This window comes from Massilia haematophila, assembly GCF_042647645.1.
In the GTDB taxonomy this organism is placed as follows: Bacteria; Pseudomonadota; Gammaproteobacteria; order Burkholderiales; family Burkholderiaceae_D; genus Telluria; species Telluria haematophila.
This window is the reverse complement of the sequence record NZ_JBHRVV010000001.1, coordinates 1,532,506-1,554,420: the sequence shown is the minus strand read 5'-3', so window position 1 is coordinate 1,554,420 and position 21,915 is coordinate 1,532,506. Positions and strand designations below refer to the sequence as shown.

Here is a 21,915-nt window from a genome sequence, read left to right as displayed (position 1 = left end):
CTACGGAAAACCCGGGTCGCCGCTGCGATTGCGGGAGGTTCAGTCCGGCATCACGTCCTTCAGCACGCCGATCGGCTGGTTGACCAGCTTGCCGTTCACCTTCCTGACCTCGCGTATGTACATGTTCTGGACGATGTCGCGGGTCTTGGGGTCGATGCTGATCGGGCCGCGCGGGCTGTTCCACTTCATGCCCGACAGGGTCTTCACGGCCGCGTCACCGCTGACCTTGCCGTTCAGCTTGCGCACGGTTTCGTAGATCATGCCCATGGTGTCGTAGGCGGCCACCGTCACGAAGGTCGGCGCCGGGCGGTTCGGGTTGGCCTCGGCGTAGGCCTTGAGGAAGCTCTTGTTCGCCTCGTTGTCGAGCGCGGTAGAGTAGTTCAGCACCGTCACCGCGCCCAGCGCGCGCTCGCCCAGGGCTTCCAGGGTCGGCGAGTCGCTGGTCATGTCGCCCACGCCCAGGAACTTGATGCCGGCCTTGTCCAGGCCCTTGTCGCTGAAGGCCTTCAGCAGGCCGGCGCCGTCTTCCGCGCCCGGCGCGAAGAAGAACAGGGCGTCCGGCTTCTGGTCCTTCACGCGCTGCACGAAGGGCGAGTAGTCGGGATTGGCCAGCGGCACGCGCGAGGAGCCGACGATCTTGCCGCCGCCTTCCTGCAGGCCCTTGGCGAACTTTGCTTCGGCATCGTGGCCGGTGCTGTAGTCGCTCACCAGCGAATACACGTTGCCGATCCTGTTCTGCGCGGTCCAGGCGCCGAAGGGCTCGGTCATCTGCTGCATCGTCATCGAGGTGCGCAGCATGTAGGGCGACTTCGCCGTGATGCCGGTGGTGACCGCGTTCATCACGATCATCGGCGTCTTGCCCTGGGTCGCCACCGGCGCCACGGCCAGCGCGCTCGGCGTCAGCGAGAAGCCGATCAGGAAGCTCACCTTTTCGCGGCCGATCAGTTCCTGCGCCGCGCGCTTCGACAGCTCGACGTTGCTGCCGCCATCGTCGCGGTAGATGACCTGGATCTTCTTGCCGGCCACGGTGTCGCCGTGCTGCTTCATATAGGTCTTGATGCCGTCCTCGAACGGCTTGCCGATGTTGACAAAGGGGCCGGTCAGGGCGGCGATCACGCCGATCTTGATGGTGTCGCCGTTCTGGGCGTAGGCGCCGCTGCTGGCGAAGGGCAGGAATGCGAGGCCGATGCAGGCCAGGGTCTTCAGTTTCATGTCGTCTCCTCGTTGTTATAGGTAAGTACTTAGATACTGTGAACCGTGCTGAAAATCGTCTGTGTCTCCGTGCCGTCGTACATCGCATCGACCAGGGCCGCGCGCCGGCTCAGCACCGCGGCCTGGTTGATCGAGCCCTTGTCGGTCTGCTCGCGGTGGTCGATCGAGGGCGGCTCGGCCAGCAGCAGCAGGCGTTCGATCCGTTTCGAGGAACCGGTGGCGTCGACGTTGAGCCCGTCGAGCAGGCGCTGGAAGTGATCGCGCACCGGGCTGCTCCCCAGCACCTCGGCGGCAGGCGTGCCGGCCGGCAGGCCCGATAGCGCGGTGCAGTGGTCCATGCGCGGGAACACCAGCAGGCCGACGGTGTCGCGGTTCAGGCCCGTGACCACCGCGTCCTGCACATAGGGCGCGCCCTGGCTGATGACGCGCGCGCGCAGCGGCCCGACGCTGACAAAAGTCCCCGAGCTGAGCTTGAAGTCCTCGGCGATGCGGCCGTCGAACATGAAGCCCAGCGTCGGCCGCTCCGGGTCGACGAAGCGCAGGGCGTCGCCGGTGCAGTAATAGCCGTCCTCGTCGAAGGCTTCGCTTGTGAGGTGCGGCGCGCGCCAGTAGCCCGGCGTGACGTGCGGACCCTGGAAGCGCGCCTCGAGCTTGTCGCCGACCTGCACCAGCTTGACCTTGCAGCCCGGCGCCGGCACGCCGACGTAGCCCGCCTTGACGATCGGTCCGGTGCCGAAGGTGCAGGATGGCGCGGTCTCGGTCATGCCCAGGCCGGTCATGATGCGGATGGTTTCGCCGCAGCGCTGCAGGGCGACCCTGTCGAGGTGGTCCCAGCAGGCCTGGGACAGGCCGGCGCCGGCGCAGAAGAACAGCTTCACGCGCGAGAAGAAGTTCGCTGCCAGGGCGTCGTCGTGCTCGAGCGCTTCGGCCAGCATCTCGAAGCCGGCCGGGATGTTGAAGTAGACGGTCGGCGCGATCTCGCGCAGGTTGCGCAGCGTGCGCGCGAAGTCCTGGCGCGTGGCGCGGCCGTCGTCGATGTAGAGCGTGCCGCCGTTGTAGAGCACGATGCCGACGTTGTGGCTGCCCCCGAAGGTGTGGTTCCAGGGCAGCCAGTCGAGCAGCACCGGCGGATCGATGCCCAGGAAGGGAAAGGTCTGGAGCAGCATCTGCTGGTTACTGCACAGCATGCCGTGGGTGGTGATGACCGCCTTCGGCTTCTTGGTCGAGCCCGAGGTGAACAGGAACTTGGCGATGGTCGACGGGCCGACCTGGGCGTTGCGCACGTCGACCGTGGCCGGTTCGGTCGCCGTCAACGCGGCAAAGCGGGTCGCCGCGCGGCCGGGCACGTCGCCGCTTCCCAGGATCAGTTCCGTCCCTTCGGGCAGCACGGCGTCGATGGCGCGCGCAAAGGCATGGCCGTCGGAGGCGTAGATCGCGCCGGGCGTGAGCTGCTCGACCAGGTCGCGCAGCTTGGCCGGGTCGGTCGCCACCAACGAGTAGGCCGGCGACAGCGGCGCATAGGGCACGCCGGCATACATCGCGCCGAGCGCGAGCTGGAAGTGCTCGAGGTCGTTCCCGGACAGGATCGCCAGCGGGCGCTCCTCGGACAGACCGCGGTCCAGCAGGGCCTGGCCGATGCGCCGCGCACGCTGCAGCACCTCGCCCCACGACAGGCGGATCCATTCGCCGTCCGGGCCGCGCTGGGCGACCAGGGTGCGCTCCGGATGCTGCTGCGCGCCCGTCACCAGGCGGTCGGTGAAGCGGCTCGGCACCGGGGCCAGCGGCGTGACGGCGTCCACGTGCCAGGCGCCATCCGCCTGGTACGCCGCGACCTCGGGATGCCCGAGCTCGACGAATCGCCGCTTCGCCGCTCCACCCGCGCTGCCGCCTGCCGCAATCGAGGATTGGGTCATGGCGGCCTCCGCTCAGATCGGGTAGTGGCGCGGGCTGGTCTGGACCGTGATCCAGCGCAGGTCGGTGAACTCGGCAATCGCGGCCTTGCCGCCGAAGCGTCCGTAGCCGCTGCCTTTCACGCCGCCGAAGGGCATCTGCGCCTCGTCGTGCACGGTCGGGCCGTTGATGTGGCAGATGCCCGACTCGATGCGCTGGGCGACCGCCATCGCGCGGCCGATGTCGCGGCTGAACACTGCCGAGGACAAGCCGTATTCGCTGTCGTTGGCGAGGCGGATCGCTTCCTCGTCGGACTCGAAGCGGATGATCGAGACGATCGGGCCGAAGGATTCTTCCTGGTAGACCAGCATCTCGGGCGTGACCTTGTCGACGATGGCCGGCTGCATGACGTTGCCATCCACGCCTTCCTGCGACTGCGTGACGGTCGCGCCGCGCTTGCGTGCGTCCTGCAGCATGGCGTCCACGCGGCTGGCCGCCGCCGGGTCGACCATGCCGGCCAGCGGCGCGTCGCTGCGTGCGGCCTTCAGGGTGGCGGTCTTCGCGGCCAGCTTGCGGGTGAACTCATCGGCCACTTGGCTAGCGACCAGGATGCGGTCGGCCGACATGCAGATCTGGCCCTGGTTGAAAAAGGCCGAGAAGGCCGCCGCGTCGACGGCGGCGTCGAGGTCGGCGTCGTCCAGCACCACGACCGGGTTCTTGCCGCCCAGTTCCAGCAGCACCGGTTTCAGGTATTTGGCGGCGGTCTGGGCGATGATGCGGCCGACCTTGGTCGAGCCGGTGAAGTTCACCCGGCGCACGGCAGGCGCGGCGATCAGGCGCTCGACCACCGCTGGGGCGTCGTCCGGGGCGTTGGTGATCACGTTCACCACGCCGGCCGGGAAGCCGGCTTCCACGAAGACCTGGCCGATCAGGCGGTGCAGCGCCGGGCACAGCTCCGAGGCTTTCAGGATCACGGTGTTGCCGCAGGCGAGCGGCATCGCGACCGCGCGCGTGCCCAGGATCACCGGCGCATTCCAGGGCGCGATGCCGACCACTACGCCGCAGGGCTGGCGCACGCCCATGGCGAGCGAACCGGGCACGTCGGACGGAATGACTTCGCCGGCGATCTGGGTCGTCATCGCCGCCGCTTCGCGCAGCATGTTGGCGGCCAGGGTCACGTTGAACTGGTACCACACCGGCGCGCCGCCGGCTTCCGCGACGGCCGCTTCGACGAACTGGGCGCGCAGGGCTTCCATCTTGTCGGCGGCTTTCAGTAACAGGGCGCGCCGGGCGCCCGGCAGCATCGCCGACCAGGTGGGGAAGGCGGCCTGGGCCGCGGCGACGGCGGCGTCGACGTCGTCCAGGGTGGCGGCGGGAGCGCGGGTGGCGACGTCGCCGGTGGCGGGATTGCGGCGCTCGAAGGTGGCGCCATTCGATGCGGGGCGGACTTCCCCGTTGATCAGCAGATCGGTCTGGAACATCAGAGGTCTCCTCTGTTATCTGTATTAAGAGCGCCTAAGAACAGCTCCATGGCTGCGTTGCATCGTCTCGCCGTACACGCGTACTGTCTTCGACGCTGCGCCGGATGGCCGTACCCTTGCCCTGAAGCTATTCTTAGGCGCTCCAGAAGGCGGCCGCATGCAATGCATGGGCCGCCGCCATTATTATTGTTTTTTTCTAAATCCGGGGCTTTATTTATTAGGCGCGTTTATAAGTCTGCAGGCCCGGCTTGATGGTTTTATCGTCCAGGAACTGCTTCAGGCCTTCCTTGCGGCCCTTTTCGGGGTCGCGGTAGTTCGACTGGTCGGTCTTGGCGTAGAGGTAGTCTTCGCCTTGCTCCCAGGTCAGTTCGCGGGCGCGCTTGAAACCGATCTTGGCATAGCGCAGCACCACCGGATTCTTTTCCAGCAGCTTGTTCGCCAGTTCGATGACGGCGTCGCGCAGTTGCTCCTTCGGCACGCTCTTGTTGACCAGGCCCATGGCGGCCGCTTCCTTGCCGGTGAAGGTGTCGCCGGTCATGATGTAGTGCAGGGCGTTGCGGTGACCCATGGTGTCGGCCACGGCCTTGCTGACCAGGTTGCCCGGCGGGATGCCCCAGTTCACTTCCGACAGGCCGAACACGGCGTCGTCGGCCGCGATCGCCAGGTCGCAGGCGACCAGTGGCGAGAACGCGCCGCCGAAGCACCAGCCGTTGACCATCGCGATGGTCGCCTTGCTGTACATGCGCAGCAGCTTCCATTGCCACTGCGAGCAGTCGCGGCGGATGCGTTCCTGGGTGATCTCGGGCTTGCCGTCGGTCTCGCGGAAATATTCTTTCAAGTCCATCCCCGCGGTCCAGGCTTCGCCGGCGCCGGTCAGGACGATGACCTGGGCTTCGTCGTCGAGTTCCAGGGTTTCCAGTACATCGATCATTTCGCGGTTCAGCGTCGGGCTCATCGCATTGCGCTTCTCCGGGCGGTTCAGGGTGATCCAGCCGATACCGTTCGCCACGTCCACCTTGACGGTTTGCCAGCGCGCTTCGTATTTGGACATACAATGTCTCCTCGTTTGTTGGAATATTATCAGGTGGCCTGATATATGCCTTATACTATCCTCACCTGTACCGCTTTACAAGCAGCTTTTATGAACACAACAAAAAAAGAATCGGCGCCGGCGCAGGCGTCCGCGCCCACCGGCCTGGCCTACCTGGTCGGCCGCCTCGACCACGTCCTGAAGCAGCGCCTGCGCGATGCCCTGGCGCCCTGCGGCCTCTCCGTGCCGCAGTACACGGCACTGTCGGTATTTCGCGCCCACGGTTCGCTGTCGAACGCCCAGCTGGCGATGCGCACCATGACCTCGCCGCAATCGGCCAACGAGATGGTCAAGCAGATGGAAGGCAAGGGCTGGATCGCGCGCACGCCGGACCCGACGCACGGGCGCATCATCCAGATCGGCCTGACCGAGGCGGGCGAGACGGTGCTCGCCGAATGCGACGTCCACGTTGCGGCGACCGAGCGCCAGATGTTCCCGGACCTGGACGACGCGCAAAGGGCGACGCTGCAGGCGCAGCTGCGCGGAGCGGTCAGGGCGCTGAGCGTGCAGGGCGTCTAGCCCCGGCTGCCGGCATCGTTCGCGCCTCCGGTTCAGTCCTGCGTCGTGCGCGCCGTCAGCACCACCAGGCCTGCCGTGGGCGGCCCGGGGACGTAGCGCAGCTCCATTTCGTTCCCCCAGCTGCCGAGGTTGAAGGCCATCCGGATGCTGCCGCCAACGGAGACGAATTCGTAGCGCCTTACCGAAACGAGCCGAATCGGCGGCTGGTCGTCGATGCGCACATCGATGTAGCGGGGAAAGGTTGCGACTTCCATCGTCCAGCCGTTCGACATATCGTAGCCGCCGCCGATCTGCCGGGCCTCGTCGGGCCTGATCCAGCGCAGGCCGGGGGGCTCGACCGACCCGGCCGAAAGCGACGGGGTGTCGCGCGGGTACGGCAGCGTCTGGGCATTGGCTGCGGCGGACCAGAGCATGCTCGCTGGAATGATGAGTGAGAGGAGACGCATGATTCCTCCTTCGCGCAGCGGAAAGCCGCCAGCCATCAGTCTAGGATGCCGGCGGCCAGCCGCAAGGCGGGCAGGCGCCCGCATCACGAAACAGTCTGGAAATGGCGGGAATCAGAACGCGCCGAAATATCGGGCCGCCCAGAGGAGAGTGCACCGGCCGGCTGCCGGCCATGCAATCGCTTTCACCGAAGACAGGCGAACCAGACCGACGGTCGAGCACTTAGCCGCACTGCTCGGTCCATTGTTGCTCGAACCGGCGTGCACGGGCGATTTCCATCGCTTCGGAATCGCTTAACGGTCGCTGTGTGGGACGTTTTCCAGCCTCATGCATCGCATTGATGCTTTTCAGGCGTTCAGTCTTTGCTTCGACTGAAGCAATGAACAAGTCGATCTCTTCCGTATCCGCGACGGGCGCCTGCGCGTTGCGGTCCGGTGCGCGCACGCGGCCTTCGTTTTCGAGATATACCGCATGTTGATTGGTTGCCATGAAGCGCTTGTAGCCGCCATATGCGCCATAGCCGTTCTTGGAATTGACTTCTCCGCAAAGCACCGTGGGGCTCGGCATTTTCTCGTTACGGAACATGGTGCTGTCCGGATCCTTGAAGACCGACGCGACGGCGTCATGATAAGCCGGGAAGACGAACCACTTGTCATAGTTCATGGCAACTGCCGTGGCGCTGGCGAGGGCGGCGACGCCGATGGCGGTCGCGATCAGTGTTTTTGTTTTCATGATGTTTTTGGTGATATCGACGTGCTGTCAGCACGCCGCAGCAATGCCGCGCCGTCGCGGTCGAGGCAATGCCTGCTCAGCTTTGAATGAAAAGCGCCCAGCCTATCATGCGCGGGGTTGCAGAATTTCACTAATGATCACCAGCTTGTGAAAAATGAATGCCGAATGTGTCTTTTAAAGCGAACAAGCTCGCGCCGGCCCGGCGCGCCTTGCGCTACAGTCGACGCATGACTTCGCCCCGGCACCATCCCAGCACGCCCGACGGCCGCTACTTCGTCGTCAGGGGCCGCCTCTGGCGGCTCAGTAATCCCGATCTCGACCCTAAGCTGCGCCAGCAACTGGTCGACCAGCTGATGCGCGCCCGGCGCCAGGTCGGCCTGGCCCTGAAAGCGGGCGACAAGGATGCCGAGCGGGACGCGCGTGCCGCCGTCGACGCGGCCAAGCACGCGCTGGGCGAGCGCGGCCCCGTGTGGTGGACCGACGGCGCGCCCGACTACAACCGCAAGATGGCCGCCAACACGCCCTACGCCGACTGGTACGCTGCGCTACCCGACAGCGGCGCAGGTTGAGGCCGCGGCTGCATGCCTAGCCAGCCAGCCCCAGGTCGGTCGTCATCTGCTCGCGCAGCAGGTACTTCTGGATCTTGCCGGTGACCGTCATCGGGAAGCTGCTCACGAACCGGATGTGGCGCGGGATCTTGTAGTGCGCGATCTGGCCCTTGCAGAAGTCGCGGATCTCGTCGGCATCGGCCTCCATCCCGGGGCGCAGGATGATGCAGGCACACAGCTCCTCGCCGAACCTGGGGTCCGGGATGCCGACGCACTGCACGTCCAGCACCTTCGGATGCCGGTACAGGAATTCCTCGACCTCGCGCGGGTAGATGTTCTCGCCGCCGCGGATCACCATGTCCTTGGCGCGGCCGACGATCGCCGCGAAGCCGTTCTCGTCGATCACGGCCAGGTCGCCGGTGTGCATCCAGCGCGCCGGGTCGATCGCCTCGCGCGTCTTTTCCTCGTCGCCCCAGTAGCCCAGCATCACCGAGTAGCCGCGCGTGAGCAGTTCGCCCTTCACGCCGCGCGGCACGATGCGGCCCATGGCGTCGACAATTTTCACTTCCAGGTGCGGGTGCACGCGGCCGATGGTCGAGACGCGCAGCTCGACCGGATCGTCGGTCGAACTCTGGAAGCTGACCGGCGAGGTCTCGGTCATGCCGTAGGCGATGGTGATCTCGGACATGTGCATGCGGCTGATCACGCGGCTCATCACCTCGGCCGGGCAGGGCGAGCCGGCCATGATGCCGGTGCGCAGGGTCGACAGGTCGTAGTCGGCGAAGTCCGGATGGTCTAGCAGGGCGATGAACATGGTCGGCACGCCGTGCAGGCCGGTGCAGCGTTCGCGCTGGACGGTCTCCAGCACCGACTTCGGCTCGAAGCCTTCGCCCGGGAACACCATGGTCGCGCCATGGGTCACACAGGCCAGGTTCCCCAGCACCATGCCGAAGCAGTGGTAGAGCGGGACCGGGATGCAGAGGCGGTCGGCATGGGTCAACTTCATCGCCTCGCCGATGAAGAAGCCGTTGTTCAGGATATTGTGGTGGGTCAGCGTGGCGCCCTTGGGCGAACCGGTGGTGCCCGAGGTGAACTGGATGTTGACGGCCTCGTCGAACTGCAGCTCGGATTCCAGTGTCGCCAGTTGCTCCAGCTGCGCCGGCGCCGCCTCCATCATCAGCTCCTCGAAGTTGAGCATGCCCGGCGTCTTGTCGCTGCCGAGGCGGATCACGTGGCGCAGTTCCGGCAGCTTCGTGGAACGCAGCATCGACGGCTTGGCGTCAAGGATCTCGGGCACCACGTCCTGCACCATGGCGATGTAGTCGCTGGTCTTGAACACTGGCGAGAGGATCAGCGCCGCGCAGCCGACCTTGCCCAGCACGTATTCGAGTTCGGCGCGGCGGTAGGCCGGGTTGATGTTGACCATGATCAGGCCGGCGCGCGCGGTGGCGAACTGTACCAGCACCCATTCGGCGCAGTTCTGCGACCAGATGCCGACCCGGTCGCCGGGCCGCAGGCCGAGTCGCAGGAGGCCGGCGGCGAGGCGCGTCACGCGCTCGTCGAACTCGCGGTAGGTCCAGCGCACGTCCTGGTGCGGCACGACCAGGGCGTCGTTGTCGCCGTGGCGCGCCGCGATGTTCTTCAGGAATACGCCGATGGTGTCGCCGATCAGGGGCAGGTCGTGCGCGCCGTGCACGTAGCTGAGCTTGGATTGCATGTTGTCTCCATGTCGTTTTTGTCGAGGACGAAGCGGTGCCCGGGCCAGGCGTGGCCCGGTCCGGGAGGCGGGCCGTCTTGCAGCGGCTCCTTGTGCCTAGGTGTGCTTATGTGTGCCTATACTACCGTTTTTCTTGGAGGAATCGGCGCACCGGCAGGCAGCAGGCCCTCGGCCAGCAGTTCTTCCCAGAACACGGCCGGGATCTCGATGTGCAGCAGGGTGGCGTTGCGGCGCAGGTGTTCCGGGCTGCTGGCGCCGGGAATCGTGGCCGACACCACCGGATGCCCCAGGCCGAACTGCAGCGCCGCGGCGGCCAGGTCGACGTTGTGGCGCGCCGCCACCCGGCGCAGGCGCTCGCGCTGCGCGTGCTGCTCCGGTTTCGCAGGCTGGTAGTCGTAGTGGTCGCCGCCGGCCAGGAAGCCCGAGTTGAAAGGGCCGCCGATCACCACGCTGGCGCCGCGCTCGGCGCACAGCGGGAAGAATTCCTCGAGCGGCGTGGTCTCCATCAGCGTGTAGCGCCCGGCCAGCAGGAAGACGTCGGGATCGGACGCCTGCAGCGCGCGCATGCAGGGTTCGATCGTGTTCACGCCCATGCCCCAGCCCTTGATCAGGCCTTCCTCGCGCAGCTTGACCAGGCCCTCGAAGGCGCCGCCGCGGCCGGCCGCGATGCGGAAGTGGTGCTCGAACTCGGCTTCCGGCAGTGCATCGCGCGAGAGGTCGTGCACGTAGACGATGTCCACATGTCCCAGCGCCAGGCGCTGCAGGCTGTCCTCGACGGCGCGGCGCACGCCGTCCGCGGTGTAGTCGAGCACGCGCCGGAAGGGCAGGGCGCCGACGAAGGGACTCGCGATTTCGCCTGGGTGGTGGGGCACGAGGATGCGCCCGACCTTGGTCGACAGCGTGTATTCCTCGCGCGGCCGGCGCCGCAGCGCCATGCCGAAGCGGTGCTCGGACAGGCCGGCGCCATAGTGCGGGGCGGTGTCGAAGTAGCGGATGCCTGCCTGCCACGCGGCGTCGACGGTGGCATGGGCCGCCTCGTCGCTCGTCGTGTGGTACATGTCGCCCAGCCCGGTGCCGCCCAGGCCCAGGCGCGTGATCGGTCGATAGCGCTGGTTCACCTTTGGTCCTTTCGTTTCGTTGCACTGCAAGAAGAAAGATCGAGGCAAGGTCTGCCTGTCGGCCTATGCTACATCGCCGGTGGCGATGGTCGCGTTCCGTTGCCCGCGAAGACTTGCGCATGCTGAGGACGTGGCTGGCTTGCCATATTTGCAAGAGTTGCCTACACTGGGCCGCTGACCATCACGACTTTCGCATCCCGCCCATGAACAGACCTTTCACCCGTCCGGCATCGCTGGCCATGCCGGCCCTGGCACTGACCCTGGCCTGTGCCGCCGCCTCGGGTGCCGAAGCACCCGGCCTGCGCTTCGAGCACGGCAACTGGGAACTCGCCTGCGACAACACCCGCACCTGCCGCGCCGCCGGCTACCACGCCGAAAGCGGCAGCGACGACCATCCCGCGATGCCGGTGTCGGTCCTGCTGACCCGCCAGGCCGGCCCGCACACGCCCGTGAAGGGCGAGCTGCAGATCGGGAACCCGGGCGAAGAGCAGGAGACCGACCGCTTCCCGCCGAGGCTGAACCTGACGATGCGGATCAACGGCCAGGCGCATGGCAAGGTAACGATCGCCCAGGGCAAGTGGACGGTCGACCTGGCGCCCCAGCAAACCCAGGCCCTGCTGGCCGCCCTGACCAGGGACAGCAGGATCGAATGGTCGGACGGCAAGCTCACCTGGCGCCTGTCGGACAAGGGCGCCGCCGCGGTGCTGCTGAAGATGGATGCATTCCAGGGCCGCCTCGGCACGCCTGGGGCACTGGTGCGCAAGGGGACAAAGGACGAGCAGAGCGTGCTGCCGGCCTTGCCCGCGCCGGTGGTAATCGCTGTCGTGCCGGACCACAAAATCATCGAGCTGCCGAAGGCCCGTCTCGCGCTCCTGCGCGCGGCCTTGAAAGCGCAGGCCAAAGAAGAGTGCCAGGCGCTCACCGAGCCCGGCGAGGCCGAGAACGAGATCACCGTATGGCGCCTGAGCGGCGGCAAGCTGCTGGCGTCCACGCTCTGCTGGCGCGGCGCCTACAACCAGGGCGACGCCTATTGGGTGATCAACGCGAACCCGCCTTATGCGCCCGAGCTCGTCACCAGCTCGGGCTCCGGCTACGCGGATGGGGTCATCGACGGTTCCCAGAAAGGGCGCGGCATGGGCGACTGCTGGGCCTTCGAAAACTGGACCTGGGATGGCCGGCGCTTCGTGCACACCAGCGAGGGTAATACCGGCGAATGCAATGGCATCGCACCCGGTGGCGCGTGGTCTTTGCCTACGGTGGTGACGACTGTGCGCAAGCAGGGCGCCGCGCGTCCTTGAGGCAGCCAGGCAAGGCAGGGATGGAAACCGTGTGAAACCACGCTACCATGCCACGCTGCACTGGCGCTGCATGGTCGACATGTTCCCGTCATGCCGGATCGCGCCGGCACCGCGATCGGCCCGGCGCGCAGAATTTACTGCTTGCCCGGATCCTTCATGTTCGGGAACTGGTCGAACTCGATATTGTAGGGCTGGCCACCCACCATCTCCACCTTGCGCACGTAGACGGTCTGGACCACGTCGCGGGTCGCAGGATCGATGCTGATCGGGCCGCGCGGGCTGTTGATCTTCATGCCCTTCAGGACCGCCATCGCCTTGTCGCCGTCGATCTTGCCGCCCAGCTTGTTGCTGACCTGGTAGATGGCGTTCATGCCGTCGTAGGCGGCGACCGCCATGAAGTTCGGGCGTCCGCCTTGCGGGTTGGCGGCGGCAAAGCTCTTCAGGAAGGCGTCGTTCTCGGGCGACTTGTGGGCCGCCGAGTAGTGGAAGGTGGTGATTACGCCCTGGGTGTTGTCGCCCATCGCCGGCAGCACGTGGTCGTCGGTCAGGTCGCCGGTGGCGATCACCTTCACGCCGGCAGCGGCCAGGCCGCGCTCGCGGTAACCCTTCATGAAGGCGATGCTCTGTTCGCCGGCCGGGACGAAGACGAACACGGCGTCCGGCTTGGCGTCCTTGATGCGCTGGATGAAGGGCGCGAATTCCGGATTGCGCAGCGGGACGCGGATCGACTCGACGATCTTGCCGCCGTTTTTCACCAGGCGGTCGCTGAAGGCTTTCTCGGCATCGATGCCGGGGCCGTAGTCGGCGACCACGGTCGCGACGTTCCTGATCTTGTTCTTCAGCGCCCAGTCGCCCATCGGGGCCGAGATCTGCGGCAGCGTCATCGAGAAGCGCGCGATGTAGTCGGACTTGGTGGTGATCACCGAGGTCGCCGCGTTCATGATGATCATCGGCTTCTTCGCCTGCTGGGCGATCGGGGCCACGGCCAGCGCTTCCGGCGTCAGGCCGAAGCCGGCCAGGAAGTCGACCTTCTCGCGCACCACCAGTTCCTGGGCCAGGCGCTTGGCGATCTCGGGCGAAGGGCCGGTGGTGTCCTTGTAGATCAGCTCGATCTTCTTGCCGGCGACCTTGTCGCCGTGCTGGGCCATCCAGGCCTTGATCCCGCCCTGCATCTGCTTGCCGTAGTCGGCGAAGGGGCCGGAGAAGGCGGCGATCACGCCGACCTTGATGGTGTCCTGGGCCTGGGCCAGCGGGGCGGCGAAGGCCGCGGCGACCGCGAGCGCGGCGATGGTCTTGACTTGCATGTCTGTCTCCTGTCGATGGATCTCGTTGTCGAGCCTTGTCGGTCGGCGTGGCCCGACCGGGCGGCCGGTTTTTGTCGCAACCGGGCCAACACAGGCTCAAGCATAGTGTTGACAAGGTTCCGTGACAACAATAGTATCGGATTTGCGTTCGATTAACAACTTCTTGTTCGGTAATCGAACGCACCATAATAAACCCAAGGAGACAACATGAAGAGCATCCTGTCCAGCGCAGCCGCGCTGGCCTGCGGCCTCGCCGCGGCCACGAGCGTCACTTCCGCCCACGCCCAAACCTCGGTCCAGGTCTACGGTATCGTCGACAGCGGCATCGCCCACCTGACCAACGTGAACAACGCGGGCGACTCGAACACCAAGGTCCCCTCGCTGACCAGCTCCTTTCCCTCGCGGATCGGCTTCAAGGGCACCGAGGACCTCGGCGGCGGGCTGCAGGCCTTCTTCGTGCTGGAGAACGGGCTGGCGATGGACACCGGCACCCAGCAGCAGGGCGGCCGCCTGTTCGGCCGCGCGGCCCAGGTGGGCCTGAAAGGCGAGTGGGGCCAGCTCACCCTCGGCCGCCAGAACAACATGACCTACATCTCGGGCCTGAAGACCGACGTGCTGGGCCCGAACCTGTTCGCCATCGGCAGCATCGACCCCTATCTGCCGAACGCGCGCAGCGACAACGCGATCGGCTACATGGGCAACTTCGGCGGCTTCGTGGTGGGCGCGACCTGGAGCTTCGGCCGTGACGGGTCCGCCGCGGGCGGCCCCGCCGCCACCAACTGCGGCGGCGAAGTCGCGGGCAACTCGAAGGCCTGCCGCCAGTACACCGGCCTGCTCGGCTACGAGACCAAGGCCTGGGGCCTGAACGCGTCCTACGACCGCCTGTACGGCAACACCGGCGCCGCCGGCGGCCTGACCAGCAGCGACAACACCGACATCCGCACCACCGTCAACGGCTACCTGATGATCGGCCCGACCAAGATCGGCGGCGGCGTCATCGACCGCGAAACGAACGCCGCCACCGGCACGACCGAGTCGCTGCTGTGGTACCTGGGCGTGAGCCACCCGATCAACAACTTCGTGTTCGATCTCCAGGCCGCGGCGCGCAACACGAAGAATTCCGATTCGGACGTGACGATGCTGGTCGCGCGCCTGAACTACGCGCTGTCCAAGCGCACCGTGGTCTACACGGCGGTTGGCCGCATGGACAACGACGGCGCATCGGCGGTGGCGCTGGATGCGGGCGGCACGGTGGGTGTGGGCAAGGCGCAGAATGGTGTCATGCTGGGCCTGCGCCACCACTTCTGACGGAGCGCCGCAAAAACCTCCCATGGCGGCGTTGCCCGGTCTCGGCGTACTCGCGTACTGTCTTCGACCGGGCGCCTTGGCCTGGAAGGTTTGTGCGACGCTCTTGATTTCTAAGGCAGGAGCACCGACAGCTCCTGGGCCCCGCGCAGCAGCACGGGCAGGAATTCCTGCTTCATCCGCTCGACGCTGACGCGGCCGGCCTGGGCGCCGACGTTCAGCGCCGCCAGCACCTGGCCCGAGGCGCCGCGCACCGGCACCGAGATCGAGCGCAGGCCCAGTTCCAGTTCCTCGTCGTTGATGGCGTAGCCGTCCTGGCGCACCGCCAGCAGGATCTCGCGCAGGCGCTTCTGCGAGGTCACGGTCCTGTCGGTCATCGGGCGCAGCTTGGTTTTCGCGAAATAGGCGTTCAGCTCGTCCGGGGAAAGGTGGGCCAGCATCACCCGGCCCAGCGAGGTGCAGTAGGCCGGCAGGCGGCTGCCGGTGTTGAGGGCCACCGACATCACGCGGGTGGCGGCGGCGCGCGCCACGTACAGCACTTCGCCGTCGTCGAGCACGGCGAGCGAACTCGATTCGCCCAGCTCGCGGCTGATGTTGTTCAGGTAGGGCTGGCTCGACACCGTCAGCGGCGTCGACGACAGGTAGGAGTAGCCGAGCGTGAGCACCTTCGGGCGCAGCGAGAAGTTGTTGTGCTCGGCCTCGACGTAACCGAGCTGCTGCAGCGTGTACAGGCAGCGCCGCACGGCCGCGCGCGGGATGCCGGTCTTCTGGCTGATCTGGGCGATGGTTTGCGGCTTGCGCGAATCGCTGAAGGCGCGCACCACGGCCAGGCCGCGCGCGAGCGAGGTCATGAAGCTCGGGTCGGTGAGGGCGTCGATCTGCTCGGCGATGGTGAGCTCGCGCTCTTCCACCGTCTCCGGGGAATCGACGCCGTCGGCGTCGTTGGTGGCGCGGTTGGTCGTGGCGGTATTTGTCATGGCGGGATTGTAATGCAGCGAAGGGCGCTTCGATTGGTCTTTTTTCTTGACCTTTCGGCCAGGGTGCTACTACACTGCTTTGGGCGGTAATCAAACATCAGTGCGATTATCGAACATCGCAGACATCATTTCAAGTGCGTCGGCATGATCGGCGCACGACAAGGCGAAGACATGATCGACAAAACCTATGAATCGCTGGAGCGTGCCGTCGCCGACGTGCACGACGGCGCGACCGTCATGATCGGGGGCTTCGGCAACGCGGGCATGCCCTCGGCACTGATCGATGCCCTCATCGCGCAAGGCGCGCGCGAGCTCACGATCGTCAACAACAACGCCGGCAACGGCGACACCGGGCTGGCTGCGCTGCTGGCCGCCAAGCGCGTACGCAAGATCATCTGCTCCTTCCCGCGCCAGGCCGACTCGCACCACTTCGACGCGCTGTACCGCGCCGGCGAGATCGAACTCGAACTGACCCCGCAGGGCAACCTGGCCGAGCGCATCCGCGCCGCCGGCGCCGGCATCGGCGGCTTCTTCACCCCGACCGGCTACGGAACCCTGCTGGCCGAAGGCAAGGAAACCCGCGTGATCGACGGCCGCCACTACGTGCTCGAGTCCCCGATCCACGCCGACTTCGCGCTCATCAAGGCGCACAAGGGCGACCGCTGGGGCAACCTCGTGTACCGCAAGACCGCGCGCAACTTCGGCCCGATCATGGCAATGGCCGCCAAGGTCACCATCGCCCAGGTATCCGAGATCGTGCCCCTGGGCGAACTCGACCCCGAGGCGATCGTCACCCCGGGCATCTTCGTCCAGCGCGTCGTGAAGGAGGCCGTATGACCATCGAACACCGCTTCACCCGCGACCAGATCGCCGCGCGCGTGGCCCAGGACATCCATGAAGGCGCCTACGTGAACCTCGGCATCGGCCTGCCGACCAAGGTCGCCAACTACCTGCCGAGCGACCGCGAAGTCTTCCTGCACAGCGAGAACGGCCTGCTCGGCATGGGCCCGGCACCAAGCCCTGGCGAGGAAGACGAGGACCTGATCAACGCCGGCAAGCAGCCGGTGACCCTGCTCACCGGCGGCAGCTATTTCCATCACGGCGACTCGTTTGCCATGATGCGCGGCGGCCACCTCGACATCTGCGTGCTGGGCGCATTCCAGGTCTCCGAAAAAGGCGACCTCGCCAACTGGCACACCGGCGCCCCGGACGCGATTCCGGCGGTGGGCGGCGCCATGGATCTCGCCATCGGCGCCAAGCAGGTGTTCGTGATGATGGACCACCAGACCAAGACGGGCGAGAGCAAGATCGTGCGCGCGTGCAGCTATCCGCTGACCGGCGTCGCTTGCGTAAATCGAATCTATACCGACCTGGCCGTGATCGACATCACGCCCGAGGGCCTGCGCGTGCTGGAAATGGCGCCGGGGCTGACGTTCGACGAATTGCAGGCGGTGACGAGCGCGCCCCTGCTGGCATTGGAAGAAGGAGAAAGAGCATGACCGACGCATACATTGTGGATGCCATCCGCACCCCGATCGGCCGCTACGGCGGCGCCCTGAAAGACGTGCGTGCCGACGACCTCGGCGCCATCCCGCTGCGCGAACTCATGCAGCGCAACCCCGGCGTGGACTGGACCCAGGTCGACGACGTGATCTTCGGCTGCGCCAACCAGGCCGGCGAGGACAACCGCAACGTGGCCCACATGGCCTCGCTGCTGGCCGGCCTGCCGGCCGACGTGCCGGGCACCACCGTGAACCGCCTGTGCGGCTCGGGCATGGATGCGATCGGCATCGCCGCGCGCGCCATCAAGGCCGGCGAAACGCAGCTGATGATCGCCGGCGGCGTCGAGTCGATGACGCGCGCGCCCTTTGTGATGGGCAAGGCCGAGACCGCGTTCTCGCGCCAGGCCGAGATCTACGACACCACCATCGGCTGGCGCTTCCCGAACAAGCAGATGAAGCACCTGTACGGCACCGACTCGATGCCGGAGACGGCCGAGAACGTGGCGGTCGACTACCAGGTCTCGCGCGAGGACCAGGACCGCTTCGCGCTGGCCAGCCAGCAGAAAGTGGCGCGCGCCCAGGCGGAAGGGCTGTTCGCGGACGAGATCGTTCCGGTGCTGATTCCGCAGAAGAAAGGCGATCACATCCGCTTCGAGCGCGACGAGCATCCGCGCGAGACCAGCATCGAGGCCCTCGCCAAGCTGAAGGGCGTCGTGCATCCGCAGGGCAGCGTCACCGCCGGCAACGCCTCGGGCGTGAACGACGGCGCCTGCGCGCTGCTGATCGCCAGCGGCGAAGCGGCAAAACAATACGGCCTGACCCCGAAAGCCCGCATTGTCGGCATGGCGACCGCCGGCGTGCCGCCGCGCGTGATGGGCATCGGTCCGGCGCCGGCGTCGAAGAAGCTGCTCGCGCAACTCGGCATGAGCATCGACCAGATGGACATCATCGAGCTCAACGAAGCCTTCGCATCGCAAGCCCTGGCGGTGCTGCGCGAACTCGGCGTGGCCGACGACGATCCGCGGGTGAACCCCTACGGCGGCGGCATCGCCCTCGGCCACCCGCTGGGCATGAGCGGCGCGCGCCTGGTCACCACCGCCATGTACCAGCTGCACCGCACGGGCGGGCGCTACGCGCTGTGCACCATGTGCATCGGGGTGGGGCAGGGCATCGCGATGGTCATCGAGCGGGTCTGAAACCCGCCGACCATACGACTACAAGAAGAGAAGCAGGAGACAAACATGATTGACCTCGCATTCGCGCGCCGGTGGTTGCCATGATCGGTAACTTCATCGGTGTGCTGTTCGACGGCATCGCCTACGGTGCCCTTTTATTCCTCATCAGCGTCGGCCTGTCGGTCACGATGGGCATGATGAACTTCGTGAACCTGGCCCACGGCGCCTTCGCCATGGTCGGCGGCTACGTCTGCGTCAGCCTGCTGTCCAGGCTCGGGCTGCCTTTCCTCGCCACGCTGCCGCTCGCCTTTATCGCGGCGGCCGTGGTCGGCCTGGTGCTCGAGCGCAGCCTGTACCGCCAGCTGTATAAAGCCACCCACCTGGACCAGGTGCTGTTCTCGATCGGCCTGACCTTCATGGCGGTCGCCGGCGCCACCTTCCTGTTCGGGCCGACCCAGCAGCCGGTGCACCTGCCGGACTGGCTGCGCGGCCAGGTGCACGTGCTGGGCCTCGACCTCGGCGCCTACCGCCTGTTCCTGATCGCGGTCGTGGTCCTGGTGACGCTCGGCCTCTACCTGCTGATCGAACGCACCCGCTTCGGCGCCCAGATCCGCGCCTCGGTCGACAACCAGACCGCGGCCGAAGGCCTGGGCATCAACGTCAGCCGCGTGTTCTCGCTGACCTTCGCGCTGGGCTCGGGCCTGGCGGGCCTCGGCGGCGGCCTGGGCATCGACGTGCTGGGCCTCGATCCGAGCTTCCCGATCAAGTACATGGTCTACTTCCTGCTGGTGGTGGCCGTGGGCGGCGCCGGTTCCATCAAGGGTCCGCTGATCGCGGCCCTGATCCTCGGCGTGTTCGACGTCGCCGGCAAATACTATGTGCCGGAAGTGGGCGCCTTCGTCATCTATACGCTGATGGTCGTGCTCCTGATCCTGTTCCCGTTCGGCCTCGTACGGAGGAAAGCATGAACGCCTATACCACATCCGCCATCAAGGCCAAGGCTGGCGCCGGGGCGCCGCAGGCCCCAGGCGATAGCGCCAGGCCGGCCATGGACCACGCCGCGCTGCGCCTGCCGAACGACCGCTGGAAGGCGTTCGAGATCGCGTTCTGGCTGCTGCCGGTCGCGTCCTACTTCCTTTTCCCGGACTACCTGGTGCTGGTCAGCCAGATCATGATCATCGGCCTGTTCGCAATGTCGCTCGACCTGATCCTGGGCTACGCCGGCATCGTCTCGCTCGGCCACGCGGCCTTCTTCGGCCTGGGCGCCTACACCGCCGGCCTGCTGTCGGTGCATGGCTGGGGCGAGCCGGTGTCCGGCCTGTTCGCGGCCGCGGCGGTGGCGGCGGTGGCGGGCTTCCTGGTCAGCTTCCTGGTGGTGCGCGGCCAGGACCTGGCGCGCCTGATGGTCACCCTCGGCATTGGCCTGATGCTGTTCGAAGCCGCCAACAAGGCCGCCTTCATCACCGGCGGCGTCGACGGCCTGTCGGGCATGGCGATGGCGCCGCTGTTCGGCACCTTCGAGTTCGACCTGTACGGCAAGACCGCCTTCTGGTACAGCTTCGCCGTGCTGTTCCTCCTGTTCGTGGCGATGCGCCGCGTAGTGAACTCGCCGTTCGGGTTGTCGCTGCGCGGCATCCGCGAGGGCGGACGGCGCATGCCGGCGATCGGCGCCAACGTCGACCGCCGCCTGGTGGCCGTGTTCACCCTGGGCGCCGCGATCGCCGGCGTGGCCGGTGCGCTGCTGGCCCAGACCACCCAGTTCGTGGGCCTGGACGTGCTGGGCTTTCCGCGTTCGGCGGAACTGCTGATCATGCTGGTGCTGGGCGGTACCGGCCGCCTGTACGGCGCGCTGATCGGCGCGGCCGTGTTCATGGTGGCCCAGGACAAGATCTCGGGCTTCGATCCGACCTACTGGCAGTTCTACATCGGCCTGCTGCTGGTGCTGATCGTGCTGTTCGCACGCGGCGGCATCCTCGGCGGCCTGGAAAAGATCTATGCGCGGATTTTCAAGCGCAAGGAGGCAGCATGACCGATACCCTGCGTACCGAGGGCCTGTCCAAGCAGTGGGGCGGCTTCAAGGCGAACACCGACATCTCGCTGACCTTCGAGCCGGGCGCGCGCCATGCGCTGATCGGCCCGAACGGCGCCGGCAAGACCACCTTCATCAACCTGCTGACGGGCGGCTTCCCGCCCAGCAGCGGCAAGGTGTTCCTGGGCGGCGAGGACATCACGAAACTGGCGCAGCACGAGCGCGTCAAGCGCGGCATGACCCGCACCTTCCAGATCAACACCCTGTTCGCGGGCATGACCGTGCTCGAGTCGGTGATGCTGGCGATCTGCGAGCGCCGCGGCCTGCAGAAGGTGTGGTGGAAGACGGTGGCGAAACACGCCGACGTGGTCGAGGAGGCGATGGCCCTGCTGGCCACGCTGAAGCTGACGAACGAGGCGAACAGCATCACGCGCAGCATGGCCTACGGCAAGCAGCGCCTGGTCGAGATCGCGCTGGCGCTGGCGACGAAACCGAAGATCCTGCTGCTGGACGAGCCGGCCGCCGGCATTCCCTCGCTTGAGTCCCGCGAGCTGTTCGAGGTCATCGCCGGCCTGCCGCGCGACGTGACCGTGCTCTTCATCGAGCACGACATGGGCCTGGTGTTCCGCTTCGCCGACCGCATTACGGTGCTGGTGGGCGGCAAGGTGCTGACCGAAGGGACGCCCGAGGAAATCGCGGCCGATCCGCGCGTGAAGGAAGTTTACCTGGGGGAGGCCGAACATGCCTGAACTGCTGGCGTTGGACAAGGTGACGGCCGGCTACGGCGAGTCGATCGTGCTCGAAGACGTGTCGTTCACGATGAACGAGGGCGACAGCCTGGCCCTCCTGGGCCGCAACGGCGTCGGCAAGACCAGCCTGCTGGTGACGCTGATGGGCCTGACGCGGCTGCACAAGGGGTCGATCCGCTGGGCCGGCGGCGACATCGCGCGCGTGCCGACCTGGAAGCGCTCGCGCGCGGGCCTGGGCTGGGTGCCGCAGGAGCGCCACATGTTCCCTTCGCTCACCGTCGAGGAACACCTGACGGTGGTGGAGCGGCCCGGTCCCTGGAACCTGGCCAAGATCTACGAGATCTTCCCGCGCCTGCACGAGCGCCGCGCGAACATGGGCAATCAATTGTCGGGTGGCGAGCAACAAATGTTGGCCATCGCCCGCGCCCTGATGACCAACCCGCGCATCCTGCTGCTGGACGAGCCGATGGAGGGCCTGGCGCCGATCATCGTGCAGGAACTGGTGCGCGTGATCCGCCGCCTGGTGCTTGAGTCGGGCATGTCGGTGATCGTGGTCGAGCAGCACGCGCGCCTGGCGCTGTCGCTGACCGCGCGCGCGATCGTGCTGGACCGCGGGCGCATCGTGCACGACTCGGATTCGGCCAGCCTGCTGGCCGATGGCGAGAAGCTCGACCGGCTCGTGGCCGTTGCGTAACGTAGGGTGGGCGCCCCGGTGCCCACGCGTGAACGTCGATCATTGTTGGCGTGGTTTGGGTTCGTTTACACCGTCAACAATGTTCATGCGTCACGCGTGGGCACGGGGCGCCCACCCTACGAATCCGATAC

Annotated in this window: 21 protein-coding genes; 11 read left to right on the top strand and 10 right to left on the bottom strand. The window is 66.6% G+C overall.

All coding sequences use genetic code 11. From position 1 onward, the window contains the following. Nucleotides 1-39 precede the first annotated feature (39 nt). The 4 genes from ACFOPH_RS06995 to ACFOPH_RS06980 form a co-directional block, all read right to left on the bottom strand. Nucleotides 40-1,212, bottom strand: a complete 1,173-nt coding sequence (locus tag ACFOPH_RS06995) for an ABC transporter substrate-binding protein (RefSeq protein WP_312549587.1) — start codon at nt 1,210-1,212, stop codon at nt 40-42. A 29-nt stretch (nt 1,213-1,241) separates the two neighbouring features. Next, nucleotides 1,242-3,125, bottom strand: a complete 1,884-nt coding sequence (locus tag ACFOPH_RS06990) for a feruloyl-CoA synthase (RefSeq protein ID WP_379734374.1) — start codon at nt 3,123-3,125, stop codon at nt 1,242-1,244. A gap of 12 nt (nt 3,126-3,137) precedes the next feature. Beyond that, complete coding sequence (locus ACFOPH_RS06985) at nt 3,138-4,583, bottom strand: aldehyde dehydrogenase (protein WP_379734372.1); 1,446 nt, start codon at nt 4,581-4,583, stop codon at nt 3,138-3,140. A 217-nt stretch (nt 4,584-4,800) separates the two neighbouring features. After that, the gene (locus ACFOPH_RS06980; RefSeq protein ID WP_379734370.1) at nt 4,801-5,634 is read right to left on the bottom strand and encodes a p-hydroxycinnamoyl CoA hydratase/lyase; all 834 of its coding nucleotides are present in this window, start codon (nt 5,632-5,634) and stop codon (nt 4,801-4,803) included. 90 nt (nt 5,635-5,724) lie between these two features. Between ACFOPH_RS06980 and ACFOPH_RS06975 the strand changes: the two genes are divergently transcribed. Then, on the top strand, nt 5,725-6,192 hold the full coding sequence (locus ACFOPH_RS06975; protein ID WP_312549583.1) for a MarR family winged helix-turn-helix transcriptional regulator: 468 nt from the start codon (nt 5,725-5,727) through the stop codon (nt 6,190-6,192). A gap of 32 nt (nt 6,193-6,224) precedes the next feature. Here the strand turns inward: ACFOPH_RS06975 and ACFOPH_RS06970 are convergent, their stop codons facing one another. Together ACFOPH_RS06970 and ACFOPH_RS06965 are read right to left on the bottom strand one after the other, a co-directional pair. Beyond that, a complete protein-coding gene (locus ACFOPH_RS06970; RefSeq protein ID WP_379734368.1) occupies nt 6,225-6,638 on the bottom strand; it encodes a hypothetical protein in 414 nt (137 codons plus the stop codon). A 220-nt stretch (nt 6,639-6,858) separates the two neighbouring features. Continuing rightward, complete coding sequence (locus ACFOPH_RS06965; protein WP_312549581.1) at nt 6,859-7,368, bottom strand: hypothetical protein; 510 nt, start codon at nt 7,366-7,368, stop codon at nt 6,859-6,861. A 227-nt stretch (nt 7,369-7,595) separates the two neighbouring features. On the opposite strand from ACFOPH_RS06965, the gene ACFOPH_RS06960 reads away from it, so the two are divergent. Continuing rightward, nucleotides 7,596-7,937: a hypothetical protein gene (locus ACFOPH_RS06960; RefSeq protein WP_379734366.1), complete on the top strand. Its 342-nt coding sequence runs from the start codon at nt 7,596-7,598 to the stop codon at nt 7,935-7,937. Nucleotides 7,938-7,953: 16 nt separating this feature from the next. On the opposite strand, the gene ACFOPH_RS06955 is transcribed toward ACFOPH_RS06960, so the two are convergent. Together ACFOPH_RS06955 and ACFOPH_RS06950 are read right to left on the bottom strand one after the other, a co-directional pair. Then, nucleotides 7,954-9,633: an AMP-binding protein gene (locus tag ACFOPH_RS06955; RefSeq protein WP_379734364.1), complete on the bottom strand. Its 1,680-nt coding sequence runs from the start codon at nt 9,631-9,633 to the stop codon at nt 7,954-7,956. Between the two features lie 116 nt (nt 9,634-9,749). Beyond that, nucleotides 9,750-10,751, bottom strand: a complete 1,002-nt coding sequence (locus ACFOPH_RS06950; RefSeq protein WP_379734363.1) for an aldo/keto reductase — start codon at nt 10,749-10,751, stop codon at nt 9,750-9,752. Nucleotides 10,752-10,954: 203 nt separating this feature from the next. On the opposite strand from ACFOPH_RS06950, the gene ACFOPH_RS06945 reads away from it, so the two are divergent. Then, nucleotides 10,955-12,049 carry a DUF1176 domain-containing protein gene (locus tag ACFOPH_RS06945; protein ID WP_312549577.1) on the top strand — a complete coding sequence of 365 codons (1,095 nt, stop codon included), beginning with the start codon at nt 10,955-10,957 and terminating at the stop codon, nt 12,047-12,049. Between the two features lie 134 nt (nt 12,050-12,183). On the opposite strand, the gene ACFOPH_RS06940 is transcribed toward ACFOPH_RS06945, so the two are convergent. Then, the gene (locus ACFOPH_RS06940; RefSeq protein WP_379734361.1) at nt 12,184-13,353 is read right to left on the bottom strand and encodes an ABC transporter substrate-binding protein; all 1,170 of its coding nucleotides are present in this window, start codon (nt 13,351-13,353) and stop codon (nt 12,184-12,186) included. Between the two features lie 207 nt (nt 13,354-13,560). On the opposite strand from ACFOPH_RS06940, the gene ACFOPH_RS06935 reads away from it, so the two are divergent. Next, a complete protein-coding gene (locus ACFOPH_RS06935; RefSeq protein WP_312549574.1) occupies nt 13,561-14,661 on the top strand; it encodes a porin in 1,101 nt (366 codons plus the stop codon). Nucleotides 14,662-14,771: 110 nt separating this feature from the next. Here ACFOPH_RS06935 and ACFOPH_RS06930 read toward each other — a convergent pair whose 3' ends face one another. Beyond that, the gene (locus tag ACFOPH_RS06930) at nt 14,772-15,635 is read right to left on the bottom strand and encodes an IclR family transcriptional regulator domain-containing protein (protein WP_312549573.1); all 864 of its coding nucleotides are present in this window, start codon (nt 15,633-15,635) and stop codon (nt 14,772-14,774) included. Between the two features lie 171 nt (nt 15,636-15,806). On the opposite strand from ACFOPH_RS06930, the gene ACFOPH_RS06925 reads away from it, so the two are divergent. The 7 genes from ACFOPH_RS06925 to ACFOPH_RS06895 all read left to right on the top strand — a co-directional run bounded on the left by ACFOPH_RS06925 (nt 15,807) and on the right by ACFOPH_RS06895 (nt 21,784). Beyond that, the gene (locus ACFOPH_RS06925; protein WP_379734358.1) at nt 15,807-16,472 is read left to right on the top strand and encodes a 3-oxoacid CoA-transferase subunit A; all 666 of its coding nucleotides are present in this window, start codon (nt 15,807-15,809) and stop codon (nt 16,470-16,472) included. After that, on the top strand, nt 16,469-17,134 hold the full coding sequence (locus tag ACFOPH_RS06920; RefSeq protein ID WP_312549571.1) for a CoA transferase subunit B: 666 nt from the start codon (nt 16,469-16,471) through the stop codon (nt 17,132-17,134). Before ACFOPH_RS06925 ends, ACFOPH_RS06920 begins: the two co-directional genes overlap by 4 nt. After that, on the top strand, nt 17,131-18,333 hold the full coding sequence (gene pcaF / locus ACFOPH_RS06915) for a 3-oxoadipyl-CoA thiolase (protein ID WP_312549569.1): 1,203 nt from the start codon (nt 17,131-17,133) through the stop codon (nt 18,331-18,333). Before ACFOPH_RS06920 ends, pcaF begins: the two co-directional genes overlap by 4 nt. An 80-nt stretch (nt 18,334-18,413) precedes the next feature. Further along, complete coding sequence (locus tag ACFOPH_RS06910; protein ID WP_312549567.1) at nt 18,414-19,280, top strand: branched-chain amino acid ABC transporter permease; 867 nt, start codon at nt 18,414-18,416, stop codon at nt 19,278-19,280. 80 nt (nt 19,281-19,360) lie between these two features. Next, nucleotides 19,361-20,341 carry a branched-chain amino acid ABC transporter permease gene (locus tag ACFOPH_RS06905; RefSeq protein ID WP_379737876.1) on the top strand — a complete coding sequence of 327 codons (981 nt, stop codon included), beginning with the start codon at nt 19,361-19,363 and terminating at the stop codon, nt 20,339-20,341. After that, nucleotides 20,338-21,090 carry an ABC transporter ATP-binding protein gene (locus ACFOPH_RS06900; RefSeq protein WP_312549566.1) on the top strand — a complete coding sequence of 251 codons (753 nt, stop codon included), beginning with the start codon at nt 20,338-20,340 and terminating at the stop codon, nt 21,088-21,090. The genes ACFOPH_RS06905 and ACFOPH_RS06900 overlap by 4 nt, the downstream gene beginning before the upstream one ends. Then, nucleotides 21,083-21,784, top strand: a complete 702-nt coding sequence (locus tag ACFOPH_RS06895; protein ID WP_312549565.1) for an ABC transporter ATP-binding protein — start codon at nt 21,083-21,085, stop codon at nt 21,782-21,784. Before ACFOPH_RS06900 ends, ACFOPH_RS06895 begins: the two co-directional genes overlap by 8 nt. Nucleotides 21,785-21,915 lie beyond the last annotated feature (131 nt).